23 protein-coding genes are annotated in these 24,864 nt (G+C 61.6%); 10 read left to right on the top strand and 13 right to left on the bottom strand.

What is annotated here, in order from left to right; genetic code table 11:
* Window positions 1-57: 57 nt before the first annotated feature.
* From AC5O77_RS17580 to AC5O77_RS17545, 8 genes are all read right to left on the bottom strand, one after another.
* A complete protein-coding gene (locus AC5O77_RS17580) occupies window positions 58-822 on the bottom strand; it encodes a DUF6339 family protein (RefSeq protein ID WP_494507021.1) in 765 nt (254 codons plus the stop codon).
* Entirely contained in the window at window positions 819-1,733 is a 915-nt protein-coding gene (locus AC5O77_RS17575) for a hypothetical protein (RefSeq protein WP_494507020.1), read from the bottom strand. Before AC5O77_RS17575 ends, AC5O77_RS17580 begins: the two co-directional genes overlap by 4 nt.
* Window positions 1,730-3,574 carry a hypothetical protein gene (locus AC5O77_RS17570; RefSeq protein ID WP_494507019.1) on the bottom strand — a complete coding sequence of 615 codons (1,845 nt, stop codon included), beginning with the start codon at window positions 3,572-3,574 and terminating at the stop codon, window positions 1,730-1,732. The genes AC5O77_RS17575 and AC5O77_RS17570 overlap by 4 nt, the downstream gene beginning before the upstream one ends.
* Window positions 3,571-4,575, bottom strand: coding sequence for a PD-(D/E)XK motif protein (locus tag AC5O77_RS17565; protein WP_171956744.1), 1,005 nt, complete (start codon window positions 4,573-4,575; stop codon window positions 3,571-3,573). The genes AC5O77_RS17570 and AC5O77_RS17565 overlap by 4 nt, the downstream gene beginning before the upstream one ends.
* Window positions 4,568-7,159, bottom strand: a complete 2,592-nt coding sequence (locus AC5O77_RS17560) for a Z1 domain-containing protein (RefSeq protein WP_494507018.1) — start codon at window positions 7,157-7,159, stop codon at window positions 4,568-4,570. The genes AC5O77_RS17565 and AC5O77_RS17560 overlap by 8 nt, the downstream gene beginning before the upstream one ends.
* 755 nt (window positions 7,160-7,914) lie before the next feature.
* Entirely contained in the window at window positions 7,915-8,277 is a 363-nt protein-coding gene (locus AC5O77_RS17555) for a hypothetical protein (RefSeq protein ID WP_494507017.1), read from the bottom strand.
* Between the two features lie 100 nt (window positions 8,278-8,377).
* Window positions 8,378-8,746: a hypothetical protein gene (locus tag AC5O77_RS17550; RefSeq protein WP_021202978.1), complete on the bottom strand. Its 369-nt coding sequence runs from the start codon at window positions 8,744-8,746 to the stop codon at window positions 8,378-8,380.
* Window positions 8,747-9,233: 487 nt separating this feature from the next.
* Window positions 9,234-9,449, bottom strand: coding sequence for a hypothetical protein (locus AC5O77_RS17545; protein ID WP_494507016.1), 216 nt, complete (start codon window positions 9,447-9,449; stop codon window positions 9,234-9,236).
* 131 nt (window positions 9,450-9,580) lie between these two features.
* On the opposite strand from AC5O77_RS17545, the gene AC5O77_RS17540 reads away from it, so the two are divergent.
* The gene (locus AC5O77_RS17540) at window positions 9,581-10,135 is read left to right on the top strand and encodes a DUF6988 family protein (protein ID WP_494507015.1); all 555 of its coding nucleotides are present in this window, start codon (window positions 9,581-9,583) and stop codon (window positions 10,133-10,135) included.
* 324 nt (window positions 10,136-10,459) lie between these two features.
* Here the strand turns inward: AC5O77_RS17540 and AC5O77_RS17535 are convergent, their stop codons facing one another.
* Both AC5O77_RS17535 and AC5O77_RS17530 read right to left on the bottom strand, forming a co-directional pair.
* Complete coding sequence (locus AC5O77_RS17535) at window positions 10,460-14,275, bottom strand: XVIPCD domain-containing protein (RefSeq protein ID WP_494507014.1); 3,816 nt, start codon at window positions 14,273-14,275, stop codon at window positions 10,460-10,462.
* A 1-nt stretch (window position 14,276) separates the two neighbouring features.
* Window positions 14,277-14,786, bottom strand: coding sequence for a hypothetical protein (locus AC5O77_RS17530; protein ID WP_253079199.1), 510 nt, complete (start codon window positions 14,784-14,786; stop codon window positions 14,277-14,279).
* Window positions 14,787-15,289: 503 nt separating this feature from the next.
* On the opposite strand from AC5O77_RS17530, the gene AC5O77_RS17525 reads away from it, so the two are divergent.
* The 5 genes from AC5O77_RS17525 (at window position 15,290) to AC5O77_RS17505 (ending at window position 20,007) form a co-directional block, all read left to right on the top strand.
* The gene (locus tag AC5O77_RS17525) at window positions 15,290-16,216 is read left to right on the top strand and encodes an XVIPCD domain-containing protein (RefSeq protein WP_494507013.1); all 927 of its coding nucleotides are present in this window, start codon (window positions 15,290-15,292) and stop codon (window positions 16,214-16,216) included.
* 165 nt (window positions 16,217-16,381) lie between these two features.
* Entirely contained in the window at window positions 16,382-17,527 is a 1,146-nt protein-coding gene (locus AC5O77_RS17520) for a YncE family protein (RefSeq protein ID WP_494507012.1), read from the top strand.
* A 143-nt stretch (window positions 17,528-17,670) separates the two neighbouring features.
* Complete coding sequence (locus AC5O77_RS17515; RefSeq protein ID WP_494507011.1) at window positions 17,671-18,246, top strand: hypothetical protein; 576 nt, start codon at window positions 17,671-17,673, stop codon at window positions 18,244-18,246.
* A 77-nt stretch (window positions 18,247-18,323) separates the two neighbouring features.
* Window positions 18,324-18,899 (top strand): hypothetical protein, encoded by a 576-nt coding sequence (locus AC5O77_RS17510; RefSeq protein WP_494507010.1) that lies wholly within the window; start codon window positions 18,324-18,326, stop codon window positions 18,897-18,899.
* A gap of 40 nt (window positions 18,900-18,939) precedes the next feature.
* Window positions 18,940-20,007 carry an XVIPCD domain-containing protein gene (locus tag AC5O77_RS17505; protein ID WP_494507009.1) on the top strand — a complete coding sequence of 356 codons (1,068 nt, stop codon included), beginning with the start codon at window positions 18,940-18,942 and terminating at the stop codon, window positions 20,005-20,007.
* A 63-nt stretch (window positions 20,008-20,070) separates the two neighbouring features.
* Here the strand turns inward: AC5O77_RS17505 and AC5O77_RS17500 are convergent, their stop codons facing one another.
* Window positions 20,071-20,487 (bottom strand): XVIPCD domain-containing protein, encoded by a 417-nt coding sequence (locus AC5O77_RS17500; RefSeq protein ID WP_494507008.1) that lies wholly within the window; start codon window positions 20,485-20,487, stop codon window positions 20,071-20,073.
* A 75-nt stretch (window positions 20,488-20,562) separates the two neighbouring features.
* Window positions 20,563-21,042: a nuclear transport factor 2 family protein gene (locus AC5O77_RS17495; RefSeq protein ID WP_494507007.1), complete on the bottom strand. Its 480-nt coding sequence runs from the start codon at window positions 21,040-21,042 to the stop codon at window positions 20,563-20,565.
* A 222-nt stretch (window positions 21,043-21,264) separates the two neighbouring features.
* On the opposite strand from AC5O77_RS17495, the gene AC5O77_RS17490 reads away from it, so the two are divergent.
* Both AC5O77_RS17490 and AC5O77_RS17485 read left to right on the top strand, forming a co-directional pair.
* Window positions 21,265-22,077, top strand: coding sequence for an alpha/beta fold hydrolase (locus tag AC5O77_RS17490; protein WP_494507006.1), 813 nt, complete (start codon window positions 21,265-21,267; stop codon window positions 22,075-22,077).
* A gap of 9 nt (window positions 22,078-22,086) precedes the next feature.
* A complete protein-coding gene (locus tag AC5O77_RS17485; protein WP_004139657.1) occupies window positions 22,087-22,260 on the top strand; it encodes a hypothetical protein in 174 nt (57 codons plus the stop codon).
* A gap of 91 nt (window positions 22,261-22,351) precedes the next feature.
* On the opposite strand, the gene AC5O77_RS17480 is transcribed toward AC5O77_RS17485, so the two are convergent.
* On the bottom strand, window positions 22,352-23,032 hold the full coding sequence (locus AC5O77_RS17480; RefSeq protein ID WP_494507005.1) for a hypothetical protein: 681 nt from the start codon (window positions 23,030-23,032) through the stop codon (window positions 22,352-22,354).
* Window positions 23,033-23,165: 133 nt separating this feature from the next.
* On the opposite strand from AC5O77_RS17480, the gene AC5O77_RS17475 reads away from it, so the two are divergent.
* Together AC5O77_RS17475 and AC5O77_RS17470 are read left to right on the top strand one after the other, a co-directional pair.
* On the top strand, window positions 23,166-23,825 hold the full coding sequence (locus AC5O77_RS17475; protein WP_494507004.1) for a hypothetical protein: 660 nt from the start codon (window positions 23,166-23,168) through the stop codon (window positions 23,823-23,825).
* 70 nt (window positions 23,826-23,895) lie between these two features.
* Window positions 23,896-24,864, top strand: coding sequence for a polysaccharide deacetylase family protein (locus AC5O77_RS17470; RefSeq protein ID WP_494507003.1), 969 nt, complete (start codon window positions 23,896-23,898; stop codon window positions 24,862-24,864).

The raw sequence follows: 24,864 nt of genomic DNA, 5'->3' as shown, positions 1-24,864 counted from the left end.
GATGCGCCCCTCTAACGCCGCCAGGATGTCATGCCCTGGGGCACTTTTCAATAAGAATCAGACCACTTCGGTCACTTGGGCCGCTGCATCCTTGAATACGCTCGCAACGGTGTCAGCGAGTTCCTGATCTTCCAGTACGCCAAGATCAACGATCTGGTACCTGAGGCGCAGGAGCTTTATGGCGCAACGCATGATGTCTTCCATGTTCCCTTTGGACTCGCTTGCTGCCGCTTGGGCCCAACCGTGAGCGATAGCCTTTGCAAGTACCGGGTTCCCGCCAATCAGTGGACGCTCAAAGATCGCTACGTGGGCGTCCTCTGTCAGAGCTCTAAGCAGGCGCCACCGATCAACGCCCGCTTCGGGCCCCAAGTCAAGCGCAGACGCTCGCATGTAGAGCCGCTGCAGAGCGTTACGTACCCCGCCGCCGAATCGGTCTTGAGACTTGCTCTCGAATCGCCAGCGCACAACGTCGGGTAGCAATACAGTGGTCAGATAGGCCCAAACGTCATCCCGCAACCCTTCGCCACTTGCCAACGCGCTGAACGACGCAAGGGCAATGGCTGCGTCACGATCGAACTTGGCGCGCCCGGTCTGCCCCGACAGGGTGGGAAACCCACACCCTTCCGCAGTCTTGCGAACGGTCGCGGCGATCTCTTCAGCCACACGATGCTCTCTAACTCCCCCACTCGCTGAAAAGCTCGATAGTGAGGCGTGGTCATTCACAAAGGCTACGGCATCGTCGGACGAGTAACCCGTGCCGAGCTCCGTCATTAGGCGACTGACGCCCAAGCGAGACAATCTTGGAAGAAGAATGGTAGTCATGCGGTCTGCTCCCCAACGTCGGCGGATGCAATCAGTGCAGCGTTGAATGCGCCAGGGTCACTCTCGAGCAATCGGACGATACCTGCCAGCCCGCCTTCATTGGGGAACGCCTGACTGAGCCAGTGATACGCCACCGCGCCAACCGAACCTTCCTCGAAAGCTTCGAGATCCAAGTCCTTGCCGTTACGGAGGAGAATGGTTGAGCACATGTGTGAGGCGACGCCACCAAGCACCGCCTGGATAGTTGCGCGATCACCCAGCAGGAACTTCTCAAGGAACGTCTCCTCGTCAGAGTTGACATAGAGAACGACCTTCGAGGAAAAGTCGCCGGAAAGATCCTCTGGCCGCCATTCGACATACCAAGGAGCATGCTCATGCGGCTTGCCAGCGAAGGCAGTTCCAAAGCCAATGGCGGAGACCGGGAACCTGGAAGAGCCTCCGTCTTCGATCAGCACATCACAACTGTTCTCCCACAAGCGAGATCCTTTCAGCACTGGTGAAAGTGGCGTTGCTTCAGCGGACGGAGCGGTCAACACAATCGTCAAGCGCATGACCAGCTGAGAGGACAGCGTGCTGCCTGGAACCGATACCTCCAGAAGCGCTGATGGGTTTTGCTTGGAGAGTGGCAGTGCCTGTGCGTACTGAACTTGCCTGGGCAACTGACCCTGCCCTGTTCCAATCAGAAGCTGCGCGGATGCCAGCCAATCCTCCTCTCCAAACTGAAGCGACTTGGACGCGGAATCCCAATCGATTTGAACACTCCCTCGTACGACCAAGTCACGGGCGTAGTCCCAGTCGGCCAGGACTTCGGGCGCAGGAAGAAGGGGGGCATTGGGGTCTCCCACAAACCAGCCACTGAATTGGACCGCTTCATCGGGAATTCTTAGGTACGGGTACGCGATTCTGCTCATGCCGCGTCCTCACTAAGTACTCGGACTGCGACAGTCACAGCAGCGCCCTTCACCATTCGAACGACCGCGGTAACCTCCCCGCTCAATAGCCCCACGTCGAGGATCTGATCCTTGCTGATCAGGTCATGGGCTTCCAGTGACACGCTGTGTAGTCGTGGAAGCAGATTCGAGGGTACGTCTTCTGCACTGATTCCATTGCCATCAGCGACCAGCTTCGGTTCGACGATGAGCGTGAGCGGCCCTTGGCTCCCGTCATTGGTCAGATCAACCCTGAACGTCGCAAGAGCCGCACCGTCCTGAGCAAGAGAGAGTCCAATCATCTCGGGGGACGACAGCCGGACGCCCTTCTTGGATGATGGACCACCGCGCCTGGATACTTTAGGTTTTCCAGCGCCACGGGCGCTTGTAGGCGAGAGAAAGCGCCCCATCTGCCCAGCAGTTGCCGCGAGACTGGGGGATGCAGGGTCCGCTGATCTGCTGAGCGACTTGGTGGGCACAAATGTATCGGCATGGGTTCTGAGAGCCCGCATGCCGACTCGAACCATCGTCTGCTGCTTCCCCTTGGGAAGATTGTCCGGTGCCCAGTCATCGTGCGTTGGCGGCTCCGCCTGAGCAAAGGCTTCCTCCACCTCCGACTCAGCCGAGCAGACAAAAACCCCAGCCCACTCATGCAAGGAGTCCGGATAGGGGGCGCCGCGCATGTACTTCACCACCAATTCGACAGGGCGCATCAAGGCAATGTGTGATGCACCTGCCAGGATGTCTTCACCATTGGAAGAGGCCAGCGGATGCCTCTGCGCCGCAACCCCTGGGGTGAATGCGAGCTTGCCCAAAGCCTTTGCAGGACGCTGAGATCGAACTTCCTTCAATGAACCCGCATTGGAACGAATGTCGGCGAGTGCCCGGCAGAAGAGGTCCAGTGGCGGGAAAGCCTCAGGCGCTGGGACATCCAGCGGCTGGCCGTCAATCTCGATGCTGACCGTCAGGCGGCGGTCAGCCGCGGTCGTATCCGACATTCTTGGCCAGAAGTTCAGGAGTACGCACGTAATCAGCTCACGACCCAGTTCCTGGGTGGAAGAGACTTCAAGCTCGGGATCTACGATAACGATAGAGGTCCCGCTATCAGCCTCGGATCGAGAGAACATCCCCAACTCGCCACTCAAGTCGAGTGCGTGCGCTCCGGTCGCGGGAGCCACGCTGTCGCTGCCCGCGGGCATGCCCCACCAGTGGCGCCCCGTGAAACGCCGAATGCCAGTTCCGACACTCGCGTCGAAAGCCTCTCCCAAGTGGCAGGCCATAAGACGGCGAACCGGCTTTCCCTCATTGAAAGTTTGGCTATCAACTAGGACAAGCGAGCACGAACTCATTGCGTAGAGCGAGCTCTTTCCATAACCGTAGGTGCCGCCACCTTGGTGGCTGTCTCGTGCTGCCCCAACGTTCTTGAGGAAGTTGACGAAGTTAGCCCGCTCCTCTCCCGACGGCGCGACATCGGCCTCTACAGGGCCAGAAAGGCCCACCGTACCAAAATCGGCTATCTCAAAAACCCAGAGTTCGGGCTTCTCCAAAGAGTCGCTGAGAATCTGCTTGGAAGGACCGCCGGCTGGCATCTGGGCCAACACTGAGTTCGACAGGGTGTTCCGCTCGGTGTCCCTCAACTTCCGCAGGCGAATACGTGCCTCAGGGGATCGTCCAGGCAGGGTTGCGTCAATTACGTTCTGCAGACTCTCGCGCACTAATGTCTGAAGCAGGTTGAGGTTGGGTCTCCCCAACAGTCGCTTGAAGCCTTCCCCCGCAAGGTTCCCATTCTTTGAGAAGGGTTCGCTGTACAGCTCAAGTTTCATGAGAAGACCGCCTCGTAGACGTGTTCATGCTGAGTGCTCGGTACCAACTGGTCCGCGGCTGAACCCAAATCAATCGTGTATTGGACATCGCCAACGCCGGCCGGAAGTTGTCCATGTGGCAGCAGGCTGGTGGTGAGCCTTGGGAAGTTGTCAGAGACTGAATAAAGCCTGATGGCCTCCAAGGTGGTGCGCAGAGCGTTCCACTCCGGAGCCCTGGAGTCCTGACAGCCCATCGATGCCAGACGACTGACAATGGCATCTTCCTTAACTCCCAATGCGATCAACTCTTTGCAGAGCTGTTCTACATAAACATTTCCGGCCGCAGCCCTCTCAAGCACTACGTGAGCTAACCAAAGCGGGGTGTCAGCGGGCGGAGAGAGCTGTTCGAGCCCATGGATGTGCACATTTGAGCTCTGCAGAAAGGCGGTGGACTTGACTTCCAACGCGCCGCCTGGACCTCGAAAGTCGTGTCGTTGACCCAAGGGGCCGGTCCAGGAGTCAACTGCCTGCGCGCTTCGCCTTACACCCTCTCGAAGAACCACAAGCTCGCCGAGCAAGCCGAGCACCGTGCTCACGTCAACCGGAGCTTGAGGCTCCTCTGCCAGTAGAATTCGAAAATCTCTGATGCAGGACGCCACGGCGGCCAGCGGAGGTATGCCGTCTGCGATTCTAGAAATGATTTGCGTGCAGAGATCGCCGAAAAGACTCTCCAGTCGCCGCTCGCGAAGGCCAATGTCGACGTAGAGCGACCAGATGCCACTGAGCGAAAGTCGCGTGATAGATATATCAACGCTGGGTCCCCCAAGCTTTCGTACATCAGAGGCCGACACCCCAGCTGACACTGGAATCAGCAGTCTCGGAGCTGCGTCAGGTGTAAGTGCATAGCGAATGGCACCAAACCCGGAGTCAACCCCTGCGGCCACCGTTGCGACGTCCACTCCGTCTCTCCGCTGCGTGCTGCTGCGAAGCGAGAGCCAGTGTTCGTGGGCAGTCTCACGCATCCTGCGCCTGCTCTGTATTGCCTGCTTCCCCATCCTCGAGCTGATCTGGCGTAGGGACGTTCAGTTCCACGCTGAAGTAACGACCGGTTCGGTCAATGCGCCCTGGGAATACGAATCCGAGGCCGATGAGGTCGCCCTTGGCGTTCAGTGCTACGCGATGATCGCCGGCCCTGCTCGGTTCAGAGACACTGTCTATCGGGTACACCAAGAGAAGGGGAGTATCGGGACGATAGCTCTTCAGCTTTTCCCATCCATCGGTCGACTGAGCATCAGAGTCCTCAACATCAGCGAGCACATCTTGTTTCGACATCAAAGCCTTGATGTCGGCATAGTCAGATGACTCGGGCAACCTGGAACGAATGACAGGTCCAATGTCACTCAGGCCACCCAAGTGGACTCGCCGCTCAGCCCTGCTGGAGCTCACAATCGCGACATTCCAGAACGGCATGCGACTGGCGGATCCATCAATGTAGGTCAGCAACATCTCTTTGGTGAGATTTAGCTGCTTGTCGCACATGCTGTAGTTGGCCAGGAACTTTCGAACTACAGTGCCGGGAACATCCATGAAGACGTTCTCCTTTATCCGCGAGTATTTCTCAGCAATCAGCTGGTCAACAAGGCTCGCCGCGGCGCTCCAGTTCCTGGAAACCACGTCCGAGTCGGTGTGATCAAAGCGAGTCGTTTGCTCGTGCTTTCCGTCGAAGCTGATGCTCGTCCTGATTGCATGCCGCATCTTCGCCGCTGACGTGATCGCGAGTCCGGGAATTGACCGAACCTTTACTGCGAAGTCCAGTGGCGAAACCTCTGCCGAACGATAGGTGGAAATTTCCTTTCGGATCTCCTCCTCTACCTGCGCCAGCGCTCGGAAGTTTGATATCAGGTCTTGGGTCGTCCAGAGACGCGGGAGATCCTCGTATCCCTTTCTGAACCCAAACCAGCGCCCCATCTGTAGCAACGTGTCGTACTGGCGAGAGGTGCGCAGGAAGAAAGACACTGAGAGTCCTTCAAGGGTAAGTCCGCGCGCCAGCACCGATCCGCCCACGACAATGTAGGTCTTCGCATCGCCAGTAAAGTCCAGGCGCTCGAGACTCTCGCCGTTCTCAACAACGAGTTCCAAGGCTTCCAGAACCTCCGGGAGGAGGGGCTTGAGTGTGCTGTCCAAGAGTGTTGGGTCGCTCTGATCACTCAGGGGGCTTCTGACAATCTCCTCTGAGAAAACTTGGCGCACCAAGTCTCCGACGGCTCCGGAGAGCGATTCAATAGAGCGACGATTGGCTGCCAGCCAGGCGCGAATGGCATCCGCCATGCTGTCGTGCTGTGCAATGTATGCGGAGGTGTGAACAAGCATCGTCATGTGCTCGCTCTGCTGCCCTCGCGCGCGGCGAACGGCGCAAGTGATCAGGAACCAGACGATTGCCTTCTGAAGCTGAGGCGTCACATCCGGTGTGAAAGTTTTGTGGCCGTTCTTTCCCTTAGGAACCAGCTGATCGACCTCTTCCGACGGTATGGATCGGAACATGTCTCGTCCGAAGTCGACAGCATTATCGTCGGCGGATGCGTCGGCCTCACCGAAGACCTCAAGTGTGCCGAAGTAGCCCTTGGGACGAGGCAGTGCTGTAATGAAGTCCTCGGGATAGAGGTCGTCCAGTTTGTCTGCGCGAACCGGGAACGGATTGATGAATACATTTGCAAACGGCGTGGCGGTATAGCCGACGTACGAAACGCAAGGCAGCGCCGCTATCAGCCTTCGGATCGCTTCGTTGATCCGAGTCATCTCTTCATCATCGGCACCGGAATTCACGGATGCCTGATCACACTCGTCATCGATGATCAGTGCCTTGAGCTTTCGCTTAATTGGCCGAGCCGTATTTGTCACAGTCTCGAGCAATTTCTCGAGGCGCGTAGACTCCTTTTTAATTACAGCCAGCTGAGCGCCACCCTTGTGCGGCATCACAAATTGACCGTTTGGAGGCCTGACAAAGTCGCCGCTGTCTTCCGCAGTGGTGTACTTCTGCCACAGGGTGCCGTGCCTGTTCACAACATCTGCTTCGATGCGGCGCTGAGTCTGTGCGCGAAGCTTGTTTGTGACGCCACCGAGAAGAATGATGAGGTTGTAACCAGCATCCACCGCCTTGGCGATGACCGCGGTCATGTTTGCAGTCTTTCCTGACTGGACATAGCCAACGACCAGTCCTCGACATCTGAACTCGTCCTCGGCTGGATTTGCTAGCAGAGAGACGATCTCGGAGGAGGAGTCATCCAGCGACTCGGACGCATCCTTCCACTTCTTGACTTCGCGGAGATAGTTCAGGAGCGCGGGCCAGTGCTTGTCATGTTCCGTCGGCCCGTTGTACCAAGTCGGCCGTGGCTTGATCAGCGAGTTCCTGCGCAGGATCTCTACGTTCTGGAACGACGAACGCACCAACTCGATAGCCGCCTGGAAGTTGGCATCCATCTGTTCAGGGAATGGGCCCATCACCGTTTCGAGGGCCTGGCGCGCCGCCGCCGCGGCTGCGTCCAAGGTGTCATAACTTGGGAGCTTCTCCCGGATAATCGTGGAGAGGGCTTCTACTTGTGTATTCAAGTCGGCATCCTGCGCATTCGTAAACTGGGGGCGGCGACAGGCATCGAGCCGAATGCGCCCCCTGCGACATCCATGCCCTTTGGGAGGGTCGTCAGAGAGTGACCCTTGTCTCTGATTGTTTACGACAAGAACCGTCCATGCAACCACCATTTGGTCGCATTCGGCCTCAAATTCGGCTATCCCCACGGATCTTCAGCCTTCAGCCGAGCGTCGCCCCTTGGCGCGCACTGTAGGCTTGTGAACATCGACAGCCGGGCTTGTGACATGAGCCACACAGGGCTTGTGTTGCCAGCCGAAGCAGCAAGCAACGCTCAGGTGGACGCCTTTACCTCATGGGCCAACCGAGCCTGTTGGTTTTGACCTTGGGGTGCCCGTACCTACGGTGCCAAGCAGATGGCCTGTGGTGCGTGATCGAGGGGATGCCGGTGCAGGCTCCTACCGCTGCAGCTGCACCCACTCGCTGGCCATCACCGTCAACGAAAGTACCGCCATCAGTAGCCCCTACATTTGCCGGTTGACCAGACGCTTCTCGGGCGCGCCGTTCTACCGCGTGAGCTCCTTAGCCAAGTCCAGTTCGGCTGGGGCCCGTAGGGGAGGCTAAGGTGCAATTGGCGTCAGCCAACTGCATGCGGACGACGAGAGTGTGCAGCACGAGATTAAGGTGCAGGGCACAGTGGTGGCGGCTAGTCGTATCATAATGCGGGCCTTGCAGAGGTAGTCCAGAGTGGTCTCCCATTCCGCTGTACTCACATTCGCTAGGCGCGCGCCCGCTCCGCCACAAACCGCCCACTCCAATGCAATAGCAGCGGCACAACGCAGGGAACATCAATTTCCCTATCCGCGTACAGCACAATAACAAGCTGCTCCAACGAGTTATCCACCAGCATCACGGGTATGCCGTCACAGCTGACCTCGAAGTATCGGTCTCCCGCGTAGCGCGCGTGCTGTACTAGGCCCCCGCGCAACAGTCGAACGGCTTCCTCGCGCATGACAGCAAATTCAGCGTCGGACACCTTCCGAAACGTCCGCAGTTCCAAGTCGGCCTTGGGTGCATGCCGGCTGGCGATCGCCGCAGACAGCGCCGCCAGCAGCACAGCGCCGTAGATCAGAAGCTTCATTTGACACTCTGCAGATAGCGGGTGGACTAGAAAACGAATGGTCAACCGATGGCGCTCGGATGGCCAGCGGTCGAGCGACAGGCGGCCAGATCCACCTAGGCTACTCCCGCACCTGCAACCGCTCAGCCACCTGCGCAGTCAACGCCACACACGCCATCTTCAACCCTTCCATCACCCGATCCCCGAGGTACTCCTCGGGCGCACCGTTCTGCCGGGTGCGCTCCGCAGCCAGCATCAGCTCCGCCACCACGCGCAGCCCGGCTAGCGCGCAATCCGCATCAGCCAGCTGAAGACACCGCCCAGGCAGTTGATGCCGTTCAGGCCAAGGCTGGCCATCCGCAGCCGCACCGGTTCCGATGCGGTGCAGCGTGGCGACGAAGGCGTTGGGATCGACGGACGGTTCGCGCTCGGGTTCGGCGTTGTCCGGATCGTACTGCGCGTGCAGGGAACGGAAGTCCGATGTGTTCATGGCAATGCTCCGTACAGGACAGATAGCAACGCCACCGATAAAGGCGGCGGACGGTGCGTGTCTCGAAAACCGGTGAATACCCAATCCGGCGGGTCCGAGGACCCCCACGCACCGCCCGCCATGGATCGCGAACGGATTGCCAGCCGGCGCCATCCGAGGATGACGCCGACTGGCAAGCGCAAAGCACTGGGTATTCAGACGGGTTTTCGAGTCCCGCGCCACCTAGTGCGAGGTGGCACGCCAAGGTGTACTCGCATGACTGCGAGATGCCAAGAAACCGTAGGCCGCAGAGGCCGCAAATGCTGACGCTTACAGCATTGTTGCATGGGGCGCGCGTGGCAGAACCCTTGCGGTGCAGTGGTTTCGGCCGGTGTTAAGTTACCGCCCGAATGTGCATTGAAAAGCACGGTTTGCAGCTGTTCGGGATCCCAAAAGCGACACGTAGCCCACAGGGCTCATTCGCGCAGCGTGCCGATTGCGACACAACTTAACTTTGCAGCGCCACGCCCGGCCGAGGCCACAGCGCATCGTCGCGCTCCAGGTCGTAGTCGCTGCCGAACGCCAGCGCCGCCTCGCGTGGCGGAAGGTCTGCATAGCAGCCCAGCAGATACTCATCCATGCCGGCATCGCGATGGTCGATGGCGAACAGGTGGAGGAGCTCTTTGTCGAAGGCTTCCAGCCATGTGGGGTCGATTCTGGTCATGGGCATCCTCCAATGGAGAGGGGAGGATGGCCCGGAGCGGTCTCAAAGCACGGGACCAGTCGGGCATGCGCTCTGACGGGCAGCTCCCTCCGCTGGATATGCTCCACCCGCCGATACCAGGAGTCATCGTCATGGAAGACCTGCTCAATCGATCCGCGCTGCTTCGCGAGGCGATCCTCTCTACGGTGGATCATTCGTTGGCGGATGACTCGCCCAGATTGTTGGCGTCAATGGACGCAGCGTTGCTGAGCCTTGAACACGCAGACGCCCTTCGTACGCTGCTGCAGGCCATGGCGTCCTCTGCGATGGCATTGATGCGCTGCCAGTACGAGGCCTTCACGCGGTCCGTCTGGATCCTGCATTGCGCAGCCGACGAGCAGGTCGAGTTGCTGTGCCTGCCGCCGGAGGCTGGAACGAGCAAGCAAAAGTTGCCGATGCTTTCGAAGATGCTGGAAGCATTCGCAAAAGTAGCGGAACTGGACAATCTACTTCCGCACCTCATCGAGCTGAAGGTCCACGCCTGGGCTCCGCTGAACTCATTCGTACACGCAGGGGTACACGCAATGAGCCGGAGTCGCGATGGCTTCCCCATGCCCTTGGCGATCAACGTCATCCGGATGAGCAACAACCTTTCAATGATGGCGGGGCAGCACCTCGCCATTCTTACGGGCGTCCCGGAATTGTAGAAGCAAGTGCTGCGGCTCGATGAGACCTTTGCCGAGTGCCTTCTCTTCGATGAAGAAAAGCGCCGGGCCATCGAGGCGAGGCCGCCGGTGGAATAGTCGAGCTAGCTGAAGCCAGTAGCCTACATCGACGGCGCCGAAACCCGCTGCTGTTGCTCCTGCGTGCGCTGCATGTCTGCCTGCTCATGCGCTTGCCGGTGGCCGATTGCTTCCACCTGGTTCAAGCTCTCCTGCACTGGCCGCTGGGCGGCCTCTGCAGTCGCCATGTGAGTGCGAAGGGCGAGTGGTGGTTCAACAGCTGATCGCCGTGCCGTCGGATCCTCGCAGCTACCACGCGTTTGCTGCGCGCACCTGGATGTCCTGCTGCGCTCGCTCATCCTGCAACAGCTGTTCCTGCTGATTGGCCAGTGCGCGCTGCTGCGCTTCCCTGCTGACCGAATCGAACTGCAGCAGTGATTCCTCCACAGGCGTCTGCGCGGCTTCTGCCGTTGGCATGGAGGCGCGCAGATGGGCAGGATCGTTCGCCTCGCCCTGCACCACGAAGAGGGTATGGCCGGCAGGATGCGTTGCAGTGGCGTTGCTTACGAGCACATGATCAACGTGGGACAGATCATTGTCCTTGGCCAGAACCAGCAGGCTGGCGGTCATTCTCTCGCTTGCCGCATCGAAGCTCCGGCCGTGCTTGGCGTCCAGCTCTTCCACCCCCTCGCGGATCTGCTGATAGAGCGGGTGATCGGGATGGCCGGGCTGCATTGGATTGCTTTCCGTCAGAGTGGCCGGCTGCGGCGTTACATGCTCAGGGAGGTCGCGCTCCTCATCTGAGGCGGAAGAGGGAGGCGCTGTCTGATGGGTAGCGTCTCCGCCAACGTCAGCCGTTCTGGGGTCTGTAGGTTCCAGCTCTGGATTGTCCCGGGCCGGTGGTGGCGGAACTGGGGGATCCAACGGGACTTCCTGTGCGGTCCTTGGTGTCTGCTCGCTCTCAGAAGGTTGCGTCTCTGCTTTGTCTTGAGCTGTAGCGGCGGCGGGCTGCGCCTGCAGCGCATCCGCAAGCTTCTGCGGCTCAGCACTGCCCTGGTGCGCGGGATCCTCAGTCCAATGCTCTTGCATCTGAACTGGCTGGCTCGAGCCTGCACTGGCCGCAGTATTTACGACCGAGGCATTCTGCTCCTGACGGGCCTGCTCTACAGTCGGTTCATGCTGCGAGGCACTTTGAGGGCCCACTGCTGGTGCAGTCGGTGCCGGCGCCTCCTTCCGAACATCTTGCCGGGCGGCATCCTCTGCGCGCTGCGCCGAATCGGCTTGCCGTTCAGAGCGATTCTCGACTCGTTGCTCACTCTCTCGCGAAGGACGTGTGCGTTCTGGCTCAACAATCACCGCCGAGGGCGCCGCGATGACAGGAGCGGGCGTCGGAGCGGGCTGGCGAGCGGACTCAACGGTGGCGCCGGCGGTTGCCGCACCTGGCTGCAGGTTACTGTCGACCTTCAGTATCTCAACCGGGTCGACATGGCCCCCTCGCGCCTCCAGCACGGCCGCAGACGCTGCCTGCTGCGCATCCACCGCCGCACTGCCTTGACGATTGGCCTCCTGCAGCGCTTGCCGGTGTGCGTCCTGCTCCTTTGCAGTCAACGCAGCAATGCGTAGCTCGGGCACGTCGGGCGTCGTCGCCTGATCTGCAAGCGCAGCGCCTTGGGCAGCCAGTGAGGCCTCAGGCCGAAGCTGTGATTGAGCGCGTGCAATATCTTCAGTGGTGGTGGTGCCGGTGAGCATCATCCGGTTGCCGCCCGCATCACCGAACGTGGCGATGGCACTTTCTGCGCTGGGCGCGTGGGTACGTGGGTCTGGCATCAGTTCCAGAACCACGTCGCCTGTTTTGCTTTGCAGGTTCAGCGTCTGCTCTACAGCGACGGCTGTAGCTGCAAGCTGATGCTCGGTGCGCTCGATGCCATGGCGCGCGTAGAGCGCATCCACCTGGCCGCGAATACCTTCGTGTGCAACCTGCGCGGTGTCCTTGAGCTGCCTCGCGATGTCGTGCAGTCCGGCGATGCCGTCATTCTGGCTTTGCCAGGTGATCTCCAGTTCGTCGCTCAGGTTCCGGTTGGCGATGCTGTCAAAGATCATGCCCTTGCTGACCCATTGGCCATCCGCCTGCCGTGTATAGGCATTGCCATCACTCGCCTTCAACGTGTTGGCGCTGGCCTGCGCGTCCTGAACGGCACGGGGAATGGATGGATCGTTCGCGTCGCCGAAGTCACTCCAACGCCCTTGCTCGTGAGCAACCATATAGCGCGCAGCCATCGCGGCTTTGGTGTTGGATGCGTTCTGGGCGATGACCGCGCGCGACTGTTCATCCAGCGCCTGCGCCTGCTCCGCCGAGACCGGCAGGTGGCGGCTGTTGGGCACTCGACCATCCACCATTTCCTTGATTTCAAGTTCCCATTTCCCCGAGCTGGCATCGCGTACAAAGGCGCGATCGGTTTCGAAGGCACCTCGCGCGGGCTCGGCCGAGCCATGTGCGCTCAGTCGGTAGGGATCCAGCGGTGGTGGTGGGTTCGACAGACCCAGCTCATAGGAGGCCCGAGCCGCCTGCCAGTTCAACTGGCGCTCTAGTGTGCCGGTGGCAACATAGCTGGTGCGGAAGGTGACGTCGTCACCCTGTGCCGTCTGCACCGGGCGGACTTCGACGCCGCTGCCCAGGTCGGTGCTCTGGACCTGCTGCTGTTCGCCGGCTCGTAGCCAGCGCCCATTGGGATCAGCGGGGTCGCGCGTCCAGGTGCGCCCCATCGGGTCAACCTGGGAGTAGACGCGTTCAATGTCTTTCTGCTCGGCCCAGCGTTCGCCGAGATACGCACCCAGGACGCCGCCACCGATACCCGTTGCAATGGCGCCGGGCCCCGTCCATGAACCCGAAGCGAGGCCGACACCAGCGCCGCCAAGAAAGCCACCCACTGCGCCGCCGAAGTTGCGGCCCACGAAGTGTGCAGCGGTGGAATCTGCGCCTGCGGCATTGCCCTGCGAGTTGAGTTCGATCCACTTGTGTCCAGAGGTGGCGAAGTCGTGCGCAAGCAGGGCGACGCCTGCAACGCCGGCAACCTTGATAGCGGGGTTGATTCCGGCGTGCATGCCATGCGGTGCAACGTCGGTCACTGCTTCGGCAACCGTCGCCGCACGAGGAGGGCCGCGTGGAGCTCCTGGCTGCAGGGGCGCGTGCGATGGTGGTTCGGGAAGATCAGCGAACAGACGTGGTCCTGTGCCCAGGTTGGCATGCGCGGCGACCCAGTTCGCGCGCGTGGTCGACATCTCGCTCAGGTTCAACGCGCTGTAGTCGTGCAGCGGTCGTTCGAAGAGTGTCTTGCTGACAGCGTCATAGCCGTCGATGGGCTTGAGATGCAGGCGCACCTGCGCGACGTCGACGGGGTGCGCGCTGTTGGTAGTGGCATGCTGCGCGAGGCTGCGCTCAAGCGCCTGGTACTCGGCGGCGGACTGGCTTGCGAAGGCCAGCGGCTCAGGCCCGAAGGCGCTTATGGGGTAGCCGTTGATGCGGACGGTGGGGTGGTCGAGGGCGGTGGCTAGCTCAAATTTGTGGAAGCCACGCTCGAGCTTGGCATTCTCGACAAATGCCACCAAGGGCTTGCCTGTGGCGATGGCGTTCTCGAAAAACTTGGGGCTGCCAGCGTTCCACATCATGTCTTGGAGCGCGCCAACACCGTTGCCCATCGGCTTGAAGCCCCGAGCATCCATGAATGCCTGGAACTTGTCGGCAACCGTGTGAAAGTCCGGATGGGCTTCAGGTTTGTCTACAATCTCTTCAATGTACTTTCCCCACGGGGTATCCCCGATGATACCTGTCCTTCCCTGTAAATTCTTACCGTAGTCCGTTGCATTGAAATAGTTTCCCTTGTCGAAGCTGTCCGTACCCGAGAACGCTACATAATCAACGCCGGGCGGAAGTTCAGCGGGGAAGGTGCGCAGCTTTGAGTTTACGAACTCTTCGTAGCTCGTCACTCCGTCGGGCCCGGAGCCTGGGGATTTCAGGTAGCTGACCACCTCTGCCTTCTGCAGGTCGGTAAGCAGTGCCCCACTGGCCGCATCTGTGGCAGGCGTCAGGGTCGTCAGTGCGAAATTTTCAAATGAGAACTGGGGCATATCACCCTGCCTCAGCCTGCTTCTGCGGAACAAACAAGCTGCCTAGAACTACTTCTTCGTTCTGTAGCTGAATTCTGTCCGCTGGCATTGCGATGCCAAGTTGAAGCAATGAATCAATCCGAGCGACTGCGATGTAGCGAATGCTCTCAAAAATGCTGGGTTGATTGGAAAATACATTAACCAGTCCCTGCGCGACGGCGCGGATGAATGCAGAAGCTTCATCGGAATTTCCTATTTCCTCTTTGAAATCGATGATCGATTTCAGTACTTCACTGGTACTAAGGTCCAATGTGTAAATTCGCTCACGGCCGTTCTCGTCAATCGCAAGCGTTTCTGTTCCAAAGATGCCAAGCGACGCTACCCGCTCACCGTCACGACGGAAAGTGTATTGATACTCAGTGACTTCGCGCCCATCGGACAGCGTGGCAGGTTGAACCCGCGGGTAAGAAATTCTCACCGCGCTGAGTGCATCGAATGCAGAGTTGGAGTCGGGCCTGAATTCGATGGGCATCGTCTTTTCCTGGGATTGGTATTGATTGGAGCTGGTGATGAATGTAGCGCGCCTGTGCGTTGCTAGTTTCCGCCTACAGGTGCTGTAGCTGCGCAGGGTCAGGAATAACGGCATGCGCCGTACACGGACTCCGACCGAAACCGCTGCAAGGAAATGGAGTAAGAGTCGCATCTGTGGCCAGGGTCTGTACCCGCCAAGGCTTTCCTGGCCACACACAACAGAACGCATTCTGCCCGCTGTCCCGTTCGGTGGGCTCATCACGCTCAGATTGCGGCACGCGGACTGGCGAAGATGTGTTCATCAGCAATTCCATTGCTCTCTTTCTAAAGAATATACGACTCCCTCCCGCCGTACTCCACATCTTCGGCCTTACGCTGCCGGAATGCATGCTGGTTCACACATTCAGAAAGCCGATCCCGCAGCTTGGGCTTCTCCACCTGCCCGCCATCCCACCTATGCCATCATCCGCTCAGGACCGCAGCACCCATCAAGGCTGAACAGGCATGGAGCAGGCAACACGCTACACGGCAACGCTGTACCTGGCCGCCCCCGGCACCCCGCTTAAGAGCGGGGGCATCTCGCCGCGCGGCCACATGTACCTGCAGGTAGCCGCGGGCGACGAGGCCCACAGCTACGGCTTCGCACCGCCGCGCCTAGCGCCGGGCGATACCCACACCGGCGTGCAGTACGCGCAGGTGCGCCACGACGATGCCGATGAGCATCTGGACCCGTATTACAGTCGCACTCTGGAAATCACCGAGGAGCACTACGGTTGCCTGCGTGATTTCGCCGAGGAACCGGCCGAGTTCGAATTCGATGTGGATCGCCCGGCCACCATCAACCGTTGCAGCGATTTCGTCTGGGCGGCGCTGCACTACGCCGGCCTGCATCCGCTGCCAGCGCCGCTGGACGGCGGCAGCAACCTGGGCGAGTTCGCGGTGCTGTTCAACCTGCCGGAAATCCAGTGCATTGCCGCGCCGTTCCCGGGCAGTGACCTGAATGCCGAAACCCACCATGCGATGCCGGAGCGCGAGGCCGAGCACCATCGCCAGGGCGACCGTGCCAGCGATGAGCCGCCGCCGACACCGATCGAAGTGGCCGGCACGCTGCTGGACCCCTCGCATCCGGACCATCGCCTGTTCGCGCAGCTGATCCAGAAGGTGGCCGAGCTGGACGCCGCGCATGGCCGCCCGTTCGATGCGGCCAGCCAGCGCATCAGCGCCAGCCTGCTGGTACTGGCCAAGCAGAACAATCTCTCGCGGGTAGATCACGTGCTGCTCAGCCAACCAACCAAGAGCAGCCATGCCGCCGAAAGCATCTTCATCGTGCAGGGCGATCGCAACGACCCGGGGCACCGCCGTGCCAGCATCGCCACCGAGGTGGCGGCCAAGACCGATGTGGCTGATTCGCTGCGCTTGAAAGAGCAGTAATCCGCGCGCCTGCCATACGCGCTCAGACGCACGCCACGCCCCCCACCTGCTACCATTCCCCCGCTACCCAGCCAGCCCACCCCGCGCAGACAGATGCAGGTCGGGCCGTCGTAGAACGGCCCAGCGAGCCAGGACACCCTCCCGTGCCCATTCAAGGACGCTCGCATGTTCCGTAATCCTCTCTTCCGCTCGGCCGCCCTGGCCGTTGCCGTTTCGCTCAGCCTCGGCGTGCCCTCCGCATTTGCCGACAACGCACCTGCTGCCAGCGCCACCACTGCGGTGCAGCGCCAGGCTGTGGCCATGGGCCTGTACGAGCTGGCCTACAGCCCGAAGCAGAACGCCGTGTTCGTGGCCTCCTCTGGCGGCTTCGGCGATGACGCTGGCCCGGCCCAGGTGCTGCGCCTGAACCCGACCACGCTGGCCGTGGAAACCCGCATCCCGCTGGAGCGCAAAGCGTTCGGCGTGGTGCTGGATGACGCCCACAATCGCCTGTACGTGGGCAACACCGTGGACCTGTCGGTGACCGTGGTCGACACCGCGCAGAACAAGGCCGTCGGCACCATCCAGCTGATGGAGAAGAAGACCGGCAAGGACGGCAAGGCCGCCTACACCCACGACCTGCGCGAGCTGGTGGTCGACAGCGCCGCCAACCGCCTGTACGTGACCGGCCACAGCAGCCAGCCGGACGTGAGCAGCGTGCTGTTCGTGATCGATACCACCACGCTGAAGGTGATCAACACCATCGACGGCCTGGGCAATGCCAAGGCGCCGGGCCTGGCGCTGGATGCGGCCAACAAGCGCGTCTACACCAGTAACCTGCTGGCCGATCTGGTGGTGGTGGGCACCGATTCGAACAAGGTGGTGGCGCAGCACAAGATCGCCGCCGAGCAGCCGATGAACATCGCGCTGGACCCGGCCGGTAAGCGCCTGTTCGTGACCGATCAGGGCTCGGAATTCCTGCGTGGCTACCAGGCCAAGAGCAGCGGCCTGGTCAGCAAGCACCCGGGCCAGCGCGTGCTGGTGCTGGACCGCAGCACCGGCAAGGAACTGGCCAGCATCCCGACCGATGCCGGCCCGCTGGGCATCCTGCTGGATGCACCGCGCAAGCGCCTGTACGTGACCAACCGCGAAGCCGGCACGGTGACCGCCTACAACAGTGACAGCTACCAGAAGGTGGCCACCTACACGGTGCCGACCCACCCGAACAGCCTGGCGCTGGATGCGAAGAACAACGTGTTGTTCGTGAGCATCAAGAACGGCGAGAAGGATGACAAGGGCGCCGACGAGAGCGTGGCGCGGATTCAGCTGTAATGCGATGACGCCGGGCCACGCCCGCCGACGTGCCGCGTGAAGAAGGCAGGGTGCAGACCCTGCCTTTTTCTTTGCCCGGTTGCAGTGCCGGAGGCCGCCCGCTAGGGTTGAAGCCCATGGCAGGGAGCCAAAGGGTCTGAATCATGCTGGGTACCCATCGCTGGCTGCGTGCCGGCCTGTTCTTCATGCTGGCGGGCGCACTCGGCGGCTGCAGCAGCCGCGTACCGGACGCGCCGGAGCCGCTGGATCTGGTCAAATCGATCGACGTTGCCGAACCCGGCCAGGAGGTGCGGTTCGAATTCGAGACGAATGCCCGCAACTTCTATCCGGGTCGCACGTATGCGCTGGAGCTGGAAGTTGAGCATCAGGGGCCGGAGGACACCCGCGAGCCGAGTATCGCCACGATGCAGATCCCCTTTGAGGTGTCCCTGCAGCGCTTGACCGCAGGTGCTTGGCAGGACGTTGCGACCTACGACAGCTACCAGGCAATGGCTCGCAACGCGGGGGCAGCACTTCCAGAATGGCATGCATCCAGCGAATGGCGGTATACGTCGCCGCACATGGGCAGTGACGGCCAGTACACGCTGAGCCTGGTTGCTCTGCCACTGGAAATTGACTCCCGCTACCGCGTGGACGTGCGTACGGTGCAGAGGACCACGGCACTGCAGGATTACTCGGCCCGTTTGCGGGTCCATGCCGCCCGTCCCGCTGGAAAGTAATCAATCGCTTGGTTGTGGCGCCTTTGTTCGCTCGCCAGGGTAGAAACTTCATGGCAGGGAGCCAAAGGGTCTGAATCATGCTGGGTATCCATCGCTGGTTGCTTGCCGGCCTGATCTTCACGCTGGCGGGCGCACTCGGCGCCTGCAACAGCCGCATACCGGATGCGCCGGAGCCGCTGGATCTGGTCAAGCCGATCGACGTGGCCGAACCCGGCCAGGCGGTGCGGTTCGAGTTCGAGACAAATACCCGCAACTTCTATCCGGGTCGACCCTATGTGCTGGATCTTGAAGTGCAGCGACATGGACCCGGGCCCGGCAGTGAGCCAGATATGGACAGTGTTCATGTTCCCTTCCAGCTGTCCCTACAGCGCTGGGTAGCAGGTGCCTGGCAGGACGTTGCAACCTCTGATGTCCATCAGGCAAGGGCGCGCAATCTGGGTGAGCCGCTCCCCGAATGGCATGCATCGGCAGACTGGCGCTACGCGCAGCAGGTATCGATGGACGCCAACCGATACAGGTTGAGCATCGTTACGCTGCCGCTGGAAACGGGTGCCCGCTACCGCCTGGATGTGCGCACGGTGCAGCCCACCGCTGCGCTCCAGCATTACCCGGCACAGCTGCGGGTTCATGCCGACCCACTCTCTGGAAAATAGCCACTGTCACACCTCTGATGGGAATTGAAGGGGTCTTCTTATGGACAAGCCACGTTACGCCGTCGAGATCATCATCGCCGCCCCCGGTACGCCGTTGATAGACAAGAAGACCGGTAGCCAGGAAGTTATTGATGGGGTGCCGCAGACTTCCGGGCCAGGCCACATGTTCTACGTGCTTCGTGCACCCGGTCAGCAGCCTCAGAGCTACGGGTTTGCACCCATAGAACACGGAAGCGTGAACGGCCAAGGCAAGGTCATGAATGATGATGCGACAATCTACAAGGACCCCCATTACAGCCGCACTCTCGAAATCAGCGAGGAGCAGTACAAGAAGCTTGAAGCGTTCGGCACGTACCCAAGTAAGTACGGCTTCGATCTGCAATACAAGGACGTGCGCCACAACTGCGTTGACTTCACCTGGGAAGCGTTGAACCACGCGGGCATCGAGCGGAAAAAGAGCATCGACGTGAACGCGCTGGGAGGCGGTATTGGTCAATTGCTTCCCGATGTCCGTATTCCCTTGGAGAGCAAGGGCGCAGGCAAGGATGGATTCCGACCGCTGCGCAACATCCATGGTGTGGACAGCATTGATCCGCCGTTTCCGGACAGCGAGCTCAATCAGAAGAAAACCAATCCCTTGCCCGCGCGCAGCTTCCAGCAACGCATCCTGAGCGACGCTGAGGGCGTGGGCGAACGAAGCGGTGTTCATCTCGCCAGGCACGGCAACGACTTGCTGCTCTCGCAGATCCACCAGGGCGTGGCCCTGCTCGATGCAGAGCGGGGCCGCGCCTTCGATGCCGCCAGCGAGAACATCAGCGCCAGCCTGTACGCCCTGGCCAAGGCGAACGGCCTGACCCAGGTCGACCACGTGCTGTTGAGCGATCGCACGGCGCAGGCCGATGTGGCGCAGAACATCTTCATCGTGCAGGGCGAGCGCGACGACCCGGCACAGCTGCGCGCCAGCATGCCAACTGCGGTGGCCGCGCAGACACCGGCGGAAACCTCGTTCGAGCGTGCCGAGCAGCTGTCGCAGTCTGCGCAGTCGCGCACGCAGGATGAGCTGCAGCAGCGCCAAGTGCAGGAGCAGTCCGGGCCGCGTATGGCCTAGGGCGGCAAGCGCCACGGCGAGCCGGCATTCTCGCGCTGGGCCGCCAGCAACGCTGGAGGCGGTTCAGCCCAGGCGGTGTGCCGGGTTCTGCTGCTGTTCCTGCTCTCGGGCCTGCTGTTCGGGCAGCTGTCCCACGGTGGGTTGCTGCGGGGCAATGCCCAGCTTCTGCATCGACTGCTCCACCGGCGTCTGCGCCGCCACAGCGGTCGGCATCATCGCCCGCAGATGCGCAGGATTGGCCGGGTCGCCCTGCACCACGAAGATGTTGTGCCCGGCCGGATGCTGGGCCGTCGCATTGCTGACCAGCACATGGTCGACCTGCTGCAGGCCCCGCTCGCGGGCGAGCACGGTCAGGCTGGCAGTTAGTCGCTCGCTGGTCTGGTCGAACGGGCGACCATGCTGGGCGTCCAGTGTGGCCACGCCCTGGCGGATCTGCTGGTTGAGGCCGTAGTCGGGGTGGTTGTTGGTGATCTCTGCCATGGCGATCGAACGGTAGCGGTGGGTCGTGGTGGGCCCGGTCAGTATAGATCCGGCCCGTGAAGCGCGCCCGAGGGGTCAGTCCGCCGGCCGATGGTCGTAGCTGATCACCCGCTCGGCCAACCAGCGCCCGTCCACGCGGCGCCAGACCTGGATGAAGCGGGCCTGGCCCACCCAGCGTTCCACACCGTCCTTGCCACGTTCATGGAAACGGTGGTCGCCGATCTCCAGCGCCCGCTCGTAGTGCAACGGGAACACCTGCAGCGAAGGTTCCACCAGCTCACGACGCAGGCTCCAGCCGCCCTTGCGCGCATTGCTGCACATGTTGGCCACGCTGCGGCGGAAGTCCTCGCGGTTGCTGGCTGACTTGCCGTCCTTGTCATGGAAGAACTCCATGTCTTCGGTGGTCATCGCGGCGGCCCGGTCGGCATCGCAGGCCTCGAAGGCCACAGCAAAGAGCTGGGTGTCGGCCTGGCGGATCTGTTGGCGCAGGTCATCGGCGGGCGACGGTGCGGCAGCGAGACCGGCGGCGAGCAGGGGCAGGGTGAGCAGCAGCATGGCGAAACTCCCGGGGATGGTTCACGCAGGCTCGCATGGCATCTGGGCCGCTGCAGCCGACCTGCGACGAAACGGGCTTTCCGCGGAGCGAATGCCCGCATTGACGGCCCGGCTCCAGCGGCGTCGCCTGTGCAGGCGATGTCATGGCGATCGGCGATTCCATCACGGTCGCGATAGGGGCCGGCCACTAGCCTGAAATCCTCCCCTTCCACAGGAGCTCCCATGCCTGCTTCCCGCATTCGCCTGCACGTTGAAGACACCGGTGGTGACGGCCGCCCGGTCATTCTGATCCACGGCTGGCCGCTGTCCGCCGATGCCTGGAAACAACAGGTGTCGATCCTGCGCGATGCCCAGTACCGCGTGATCAGCTACGACCGCCGCGGCTTTGGCCGCTCCGACAAGCCGGGCGAGGGTTATGACTACGACACGCTGGCCGCAGACCTAGCCGGGTTGATCGAAGAGCGTGATCTTCGCGACGTCACCCTGGTCGGCTTCTCGATGGGCGGCGGTGAGGTGGCGCGCTATGTGGCCAACCACGGTCAGGAGCGCCTGCACAGCGTGGTGTTTGCTGCTGCCGTGCCGCCGTATCTGCTGCGCAGTGATGACAATCCGCATGGCCCGCTCACCCAGGAAAAGGCCGCTGAAATGCGCAGTGGTCTTGAGAAGGATCGTGAGGCGTTCTTCGATGGCTTCACCCGCGATTTCTTCAGCGCCAATGGCCAGTTGATGGTGACCGAAGAGACGCGTCAGGCGGCGATCGCGCTGTGCCATCAATCGGACCAGAACGCAGCGCTGGGGTGCATGAAGGCGTTTGCTACAACCGATTTCCGCGAAGACCTGAAGAAGATCACCGTGCCCACCCTGATCCTGCACGGCGACAGCGATGCCATCGTGCCGTTCGAGGGTTCTGGCGAACGCACCCATCAGACGATTGCCGGCAGCGAAGTGGTGATCCTTGAAGATGCGCCGCATGGCTGCAACACCAGTCATGCTGATCACTTCAATCTGGCACTGCTGAACTTCCTGAAACGGTAAGCTGCCGCGATGCGCGAACCGAAGACACCGCCTTGGAAGAAGCCCAATCCCAAGGGCCAGACGTCGCAGCCGTTGTCGGCCGCCCAGAAAGAGGCAGCTCGGCAGCGTGCGGAAGAGAACGGGCGGCGTTATCCGAATCTGGTGGACAACATGTGGGCGGCGAAGCTGCCACGCGGATCCTGATCTGTGGAGTCGAGCCATGCTCGACTCCGCTCTGCATCCATCCACGCATGGCGTGGATCTACGGCAAAAGCAGCCGAGCATGGGCTCGGCTCTACAGGTCGGCCAGCGGCTTCCAGCCGGGTTCCAGCCAGGGTGAGGTCTCGCGCTGGCGGACGGTGATTGCCTCAACCGGCACCTCAGCCAGGCGCGCAAGCTCCGCACGCAGAACATCGGCGTCCACCGGTATGGCCGTAGCCACCTGCAGGCGATCACCCTGATGCCTCACCTGTACCGGTAGCGTGGCGCACGCATCATGCTCGCCGCCGGTGCGCCCGATCGGGTAGCGCATTGCTACCGGCCGCGACAGCTGCGTCAGTGCTGGCTGCCATGCCTGCATTACGAGGGGCTGCCGGGCAGCGGGAACACGTACTTCAGCAATCGTGGCCGGGTAGCCGGTGAGGCTCTCGACCATGACCTGGAAGTGCGCGCCATCCGGCACGACCAGCACGGCGGCGATCAATGCGGAGAGCGAAACGAACACCGCCGCGAGGTTCCAGCTGCGCGGTGCGGTGGCCGGGCGAGTTGCGGTGCGCAGGCCCGGTTTGCACCGCAGCTTGCGCGCGTAGATGCGCCGGTCCTTCCTGCGCGGGCTGCTGCCGTGCTCGGGCAGGTTAAAGGGAACCCGTGGAAGGCGCGCTGCGCGGGCCTTGATCAGGCGCGACAGCAGCATCCACGCGATCACGAACGCCAACAGCGGAAGCAGCGTTCGCACCCACAGATACAGCGTGACCATCCACAACACCTCTACATACGACCATCCATGCTCATCCACATCCTACCGGGACCGCGCGCCGGTTGTCGTATCCGCCAGCCGACAAGCACAGGGCGCTTGGTTAGGATGGTCCTTTGTTGTCATGGATGAACCGATGGTCTCTGCTGCTACCCGCTTCTGTCGTATCTGTGGTCCCGGCCCGATCCTGATGGTGCTGCAGGTGGTGGCGCTGCTGTCGATGGCGCTGGCAGCCGGCTTCTTCCATTACCGCGTGGATCTTCTGCTGGAGCCGGTGGATGAAACCTGCGGCGGCCCGGATTCGGTGGCACGCATGCAGGTGGCGGAGCAGTTGATGGCCCGTTCGCTGGCGCTTGAGCCTTGGCAGCCGTTGCATTGGATTCCGCTGGCCGGCGTGACACTGGCCATGCTGGGTGCGATGTCGATCAGTCTCTATCGGCTCGGGCGCCTGCCGGGGAGACTGCGCGTGGCCAACTGGGGAATGATGGCACTGCATGGCGTGATACTGGCGTTGGCCAGTTGGGCGCTGCGTCTGTACGACACGGCATGGACCAGCGTAGCGACGCTGTCTCCTGCGGCGTGCATGGTTGAGCTGGGTGAGCAGGGCAGGTTGCCGCTGGCGCAGGCGCAGCAGGTAGTGTTCGAGATCCTCACCCATGAGCATGCGCCGCTGCTGCGCAACCCTGATGATCTTGCCCTGGTGCTGGTCGCGTTGATGCTGATGGCGATGGCTGCGGGGTTCATGCTGTGGCGGGCGATAGTGCGCGAACGTCAGGTGCAGTCGCCCAGCCCATAGCGGGTGTGTGACCAACCACGCGCCCGCAATCGCGCTAAAGTCAGCACTTCGCTCCTGCAAGGAAGTGCTGATGCGTTGGTTGATGCGTGCTGTGCCGTTGCTGCTGTGTTCGTTGGCGGTACACGCCGCCGAAGTGGACCGCCGGATTGCGGTGACCATCGACGACCTGCCTTGGGCGCGCGTGGACGAGATCGTTCCGCCGGACCTGCAGTCGCGGCATGAAGCGCTGATGGCAGAGCTGCGCCAGGCGGGCGTGCCGGTGGTGGGCTTCGTCAACGAGAACAAGCTTGAGGTCGACGGGCAGGTGCAGCCGGCGCGGGTGCAGATGCTGCGCGACTGGCTGGATGCCGGTTATGTGCTGGGCAACCACACCTATTCGCACATGGATCTGAACGCCAAGGGCGTGCCTGCGTTCCAGCAGGATTTCCTGCGTGGTCAAACGGTGCTGCGACCCTTGCTGGCCGAGCGCGGACTGAAGCCGCAGTGGATGCGCCATCCCTATCTACGTGCCGGACGCACACCGGAAGAACGCGCGGAGATGGACGTGTTCTTCAAGGCGCACGGCTACCGCGTGGCGCCGGTGACGGTCGACAACGGTGAGTGGGTGTGGGCCTTCGCCTATGCCAACGTGATGAACGAACAGCCTGACTCGCCCGAACGCGAGGCGACGCTGGCGCAGCTGCGCAAGGGCTATGTGCCCTACATGCTGAACAAGCTGGACTACTACGAGAAGCAGTCGCAGGCGCTGCTGGGCTACGCGCTGCCGCAGGTCTGGCTGATGCATGCGAATGAACTCAATGCAGCCACGTTTGCCGAACTGGTGGCGGCGACCAAGCGGCGCGGCTATCGCTTCATCTCGCTGGAGGACGCGATGCGCGACCCTGCTTATGCGCGTGGCGCCGAGGGCTACAGCGGTCGCTATGGCCCGAGCTGGCTGCACCGCTGGGCGATGGCCGAGAAGAAGCCGAAAGACTTCTACGCCGGTGAACCCGAGGTGCCGGCGTGGGTGATGAAGCTGGCGAAGGTGGATTCGGAGTGA

The sequence above is a fragment of the Stenotrophomonas sp. INTA L402-1 genome (genome assembly GCF_059295135.1).
Note: the sequence above shows the minus strand (reverse complement) of the source record. Positions and strands in the feature narration are given on the sequence as shown.

What these genes read in the sequence shown, in the direction of transcription:
- AC5O77_RS17580 (WP_494507021.1), bottom strand. Translation starts at nt 822, where the DNA reads ATGACTACCATTCTTCTTCCAAGATTGTCTCGCTTGGGCGTCAGTCGC.
- AC5O77_RS17575 (WP_494507020.1), bottom strand. Translation starts at nt 1,733, where the DNA reads ATGAGCAGAATCGCGTACCCGTACCTAAGAATTCCCGATGAAGCGGTC.
- AC5O77_RS17570 (WP_494507019.1), bottom strand. Translation starts at nt 3,574, where the DNA reads ATGAAACTTGAGCTGTACAGCGAACCCTTCTCAAAGAATGGGAACCTT.
- AC5O77_RS17565 (WP_171956744.1), bottom strand. Translation starts at nt 4,575, where the DNA reads ATGCGTGAGACTGCCCACGAACACTGGCTCTCGCTTCGCAGCAGCACG.
- AC5O77_RS17555 (WP_494507017.1), bottom strand. Translation starts at nt 8,277, where the DNA reads ATGAAGCTTCTGATCTACGGCGCTGTGCTGCTGGCGGCGCTGTCTGCG.
- AC5O77_RS17550 (WP_021202978.1), bottom strand. Translation starts at nt 8,746, where the DNA reads ATGAACACATCGGACTTCCGTTCCCTGCACGCGCAGTACGATCCGGAC.
- AC5O77_RS17545 (WP_494507016.1), bottom strand. Translation starts at nt 9,449, where the DNA reads ATGACCAGAATCGACCCCACATGGCTGGAAGCCTTCGACAAAGAGCTC.
- AC5O77_RS17540 (WP_494507015.1), top strand. Translation starts at nt 9,581, where the DNA reads ATGGAAGACCTGCTCAATCGATCCGCGCTGCTTCGCGAGGCGATCCTC.
- AC5O77_RS17535 (WP_494507014.1), bottom strand. Translation starts at nt 14,275, where the DNA reads ATGCCCCAGTTCTCATTTGAAAATTTCGCACTGACGACCCTGACGCCT.
- AC5O77_RS17530 (WP_253079199.1), bottom strand. Translation starts at nt 14,786, where the DNA reads ATGCCCATCGAATTCAGGCCCGACTCCAACTCTGCATTCGATGCACTC.
- AC5O77_RS17525 (WP_494507013.1), top strand. Translation starts at nt 15,290, where the DNA reads ATGGAGCAGGCAACACGCTACACGGCAACGCTGTACCTGGCCGCCCCC.
- AC5O77_RS17520 (WP_494507012.1), top strand. Translation starts at nt 16,382, where the DNA reads ATGTTCCGTAATCCTCTCTTCCGCTCGGCCGCCCTGGCCGTTGCCGTT.
- AC5O77_RS17515 (WP_494507011.1), top strand. Translation starts at nt 17,671, where the DNA reads ATGCTGGGTACCCATCGCTGGCTGCGTGCCGGCCTGTTCTTCATGCTG.
- AC5O77_RS17510 (WP_494507010.1), top strand. Translation starts at nt 18,324, where the DNA reads ATGCTGGGTATCCATCGCTGGTTGCTTGCCGGCCTGATCTTCACGCTG.
- AC5O77_RS17505 (WP_494507009.1), top strand. Translation starts at nt 18,940, where the DNA reads ATGGACAAGCCACGTTACGCCGTCGAGATCATCATCGCCGCCCCCGGT.
- AC5O77_RS17500 (WP_494507008.1), bottom strand. Translation starts at nt 20,487, where the DNA reads ATGGCAGAGATCACCAACAACCACCCCGACTACGGCCTCAACCAGCAG.
- AC5O77_RS17495 (WP_494507007.1), bottom strand. Translation starts at nt 21,042, where the DNA reads ATGCTGCTGCTCACCCTGCCCCTGCTCGCCGCCGGTCTCGCTGCCGCA.
- AC5O77_RS17490 (WP_494507006.1), top strand. Translation starts at nt 21,265, where the DNA reads ATGCCTGCTTCCCGCATTCGCCTGCACGTTGAAGACACCGGTGGTGAC.
- AC5O77_RS17485 (WP_004139657.1), top strand. Translation starts at nt 22,087, where the DNA reads ATGCGCGAACCGAAGACACCGCCTTGGAAGAAGCCCAATCCCAAGGGC.
- AC5O77_RS17480 (WP_494507005.1), bottom strand. Translation starts at nt 23,032, where the DNA reads ATGGTCACGCTGTATCTGTGGGTGCGAACGCTGCTTCCGCTGTTGGCG.
- AC5O77_RS17475 (WP_494507004.1), top strand. Translation starts at nt 23,166, where the DNA reads ATGGTCTCTGCTGCTACCCGCTTCTGTCGTATCTGTGGTCCCGGCCCG.
- AC5O77_RS17470 (WP_494507003.1), top strand. Translation starts at nt 23,896, where the DNA reads ATGCGTTGGTTGATGCGTGCTGTGCCGTTGCTGCTGTGTTCGTTGGCG.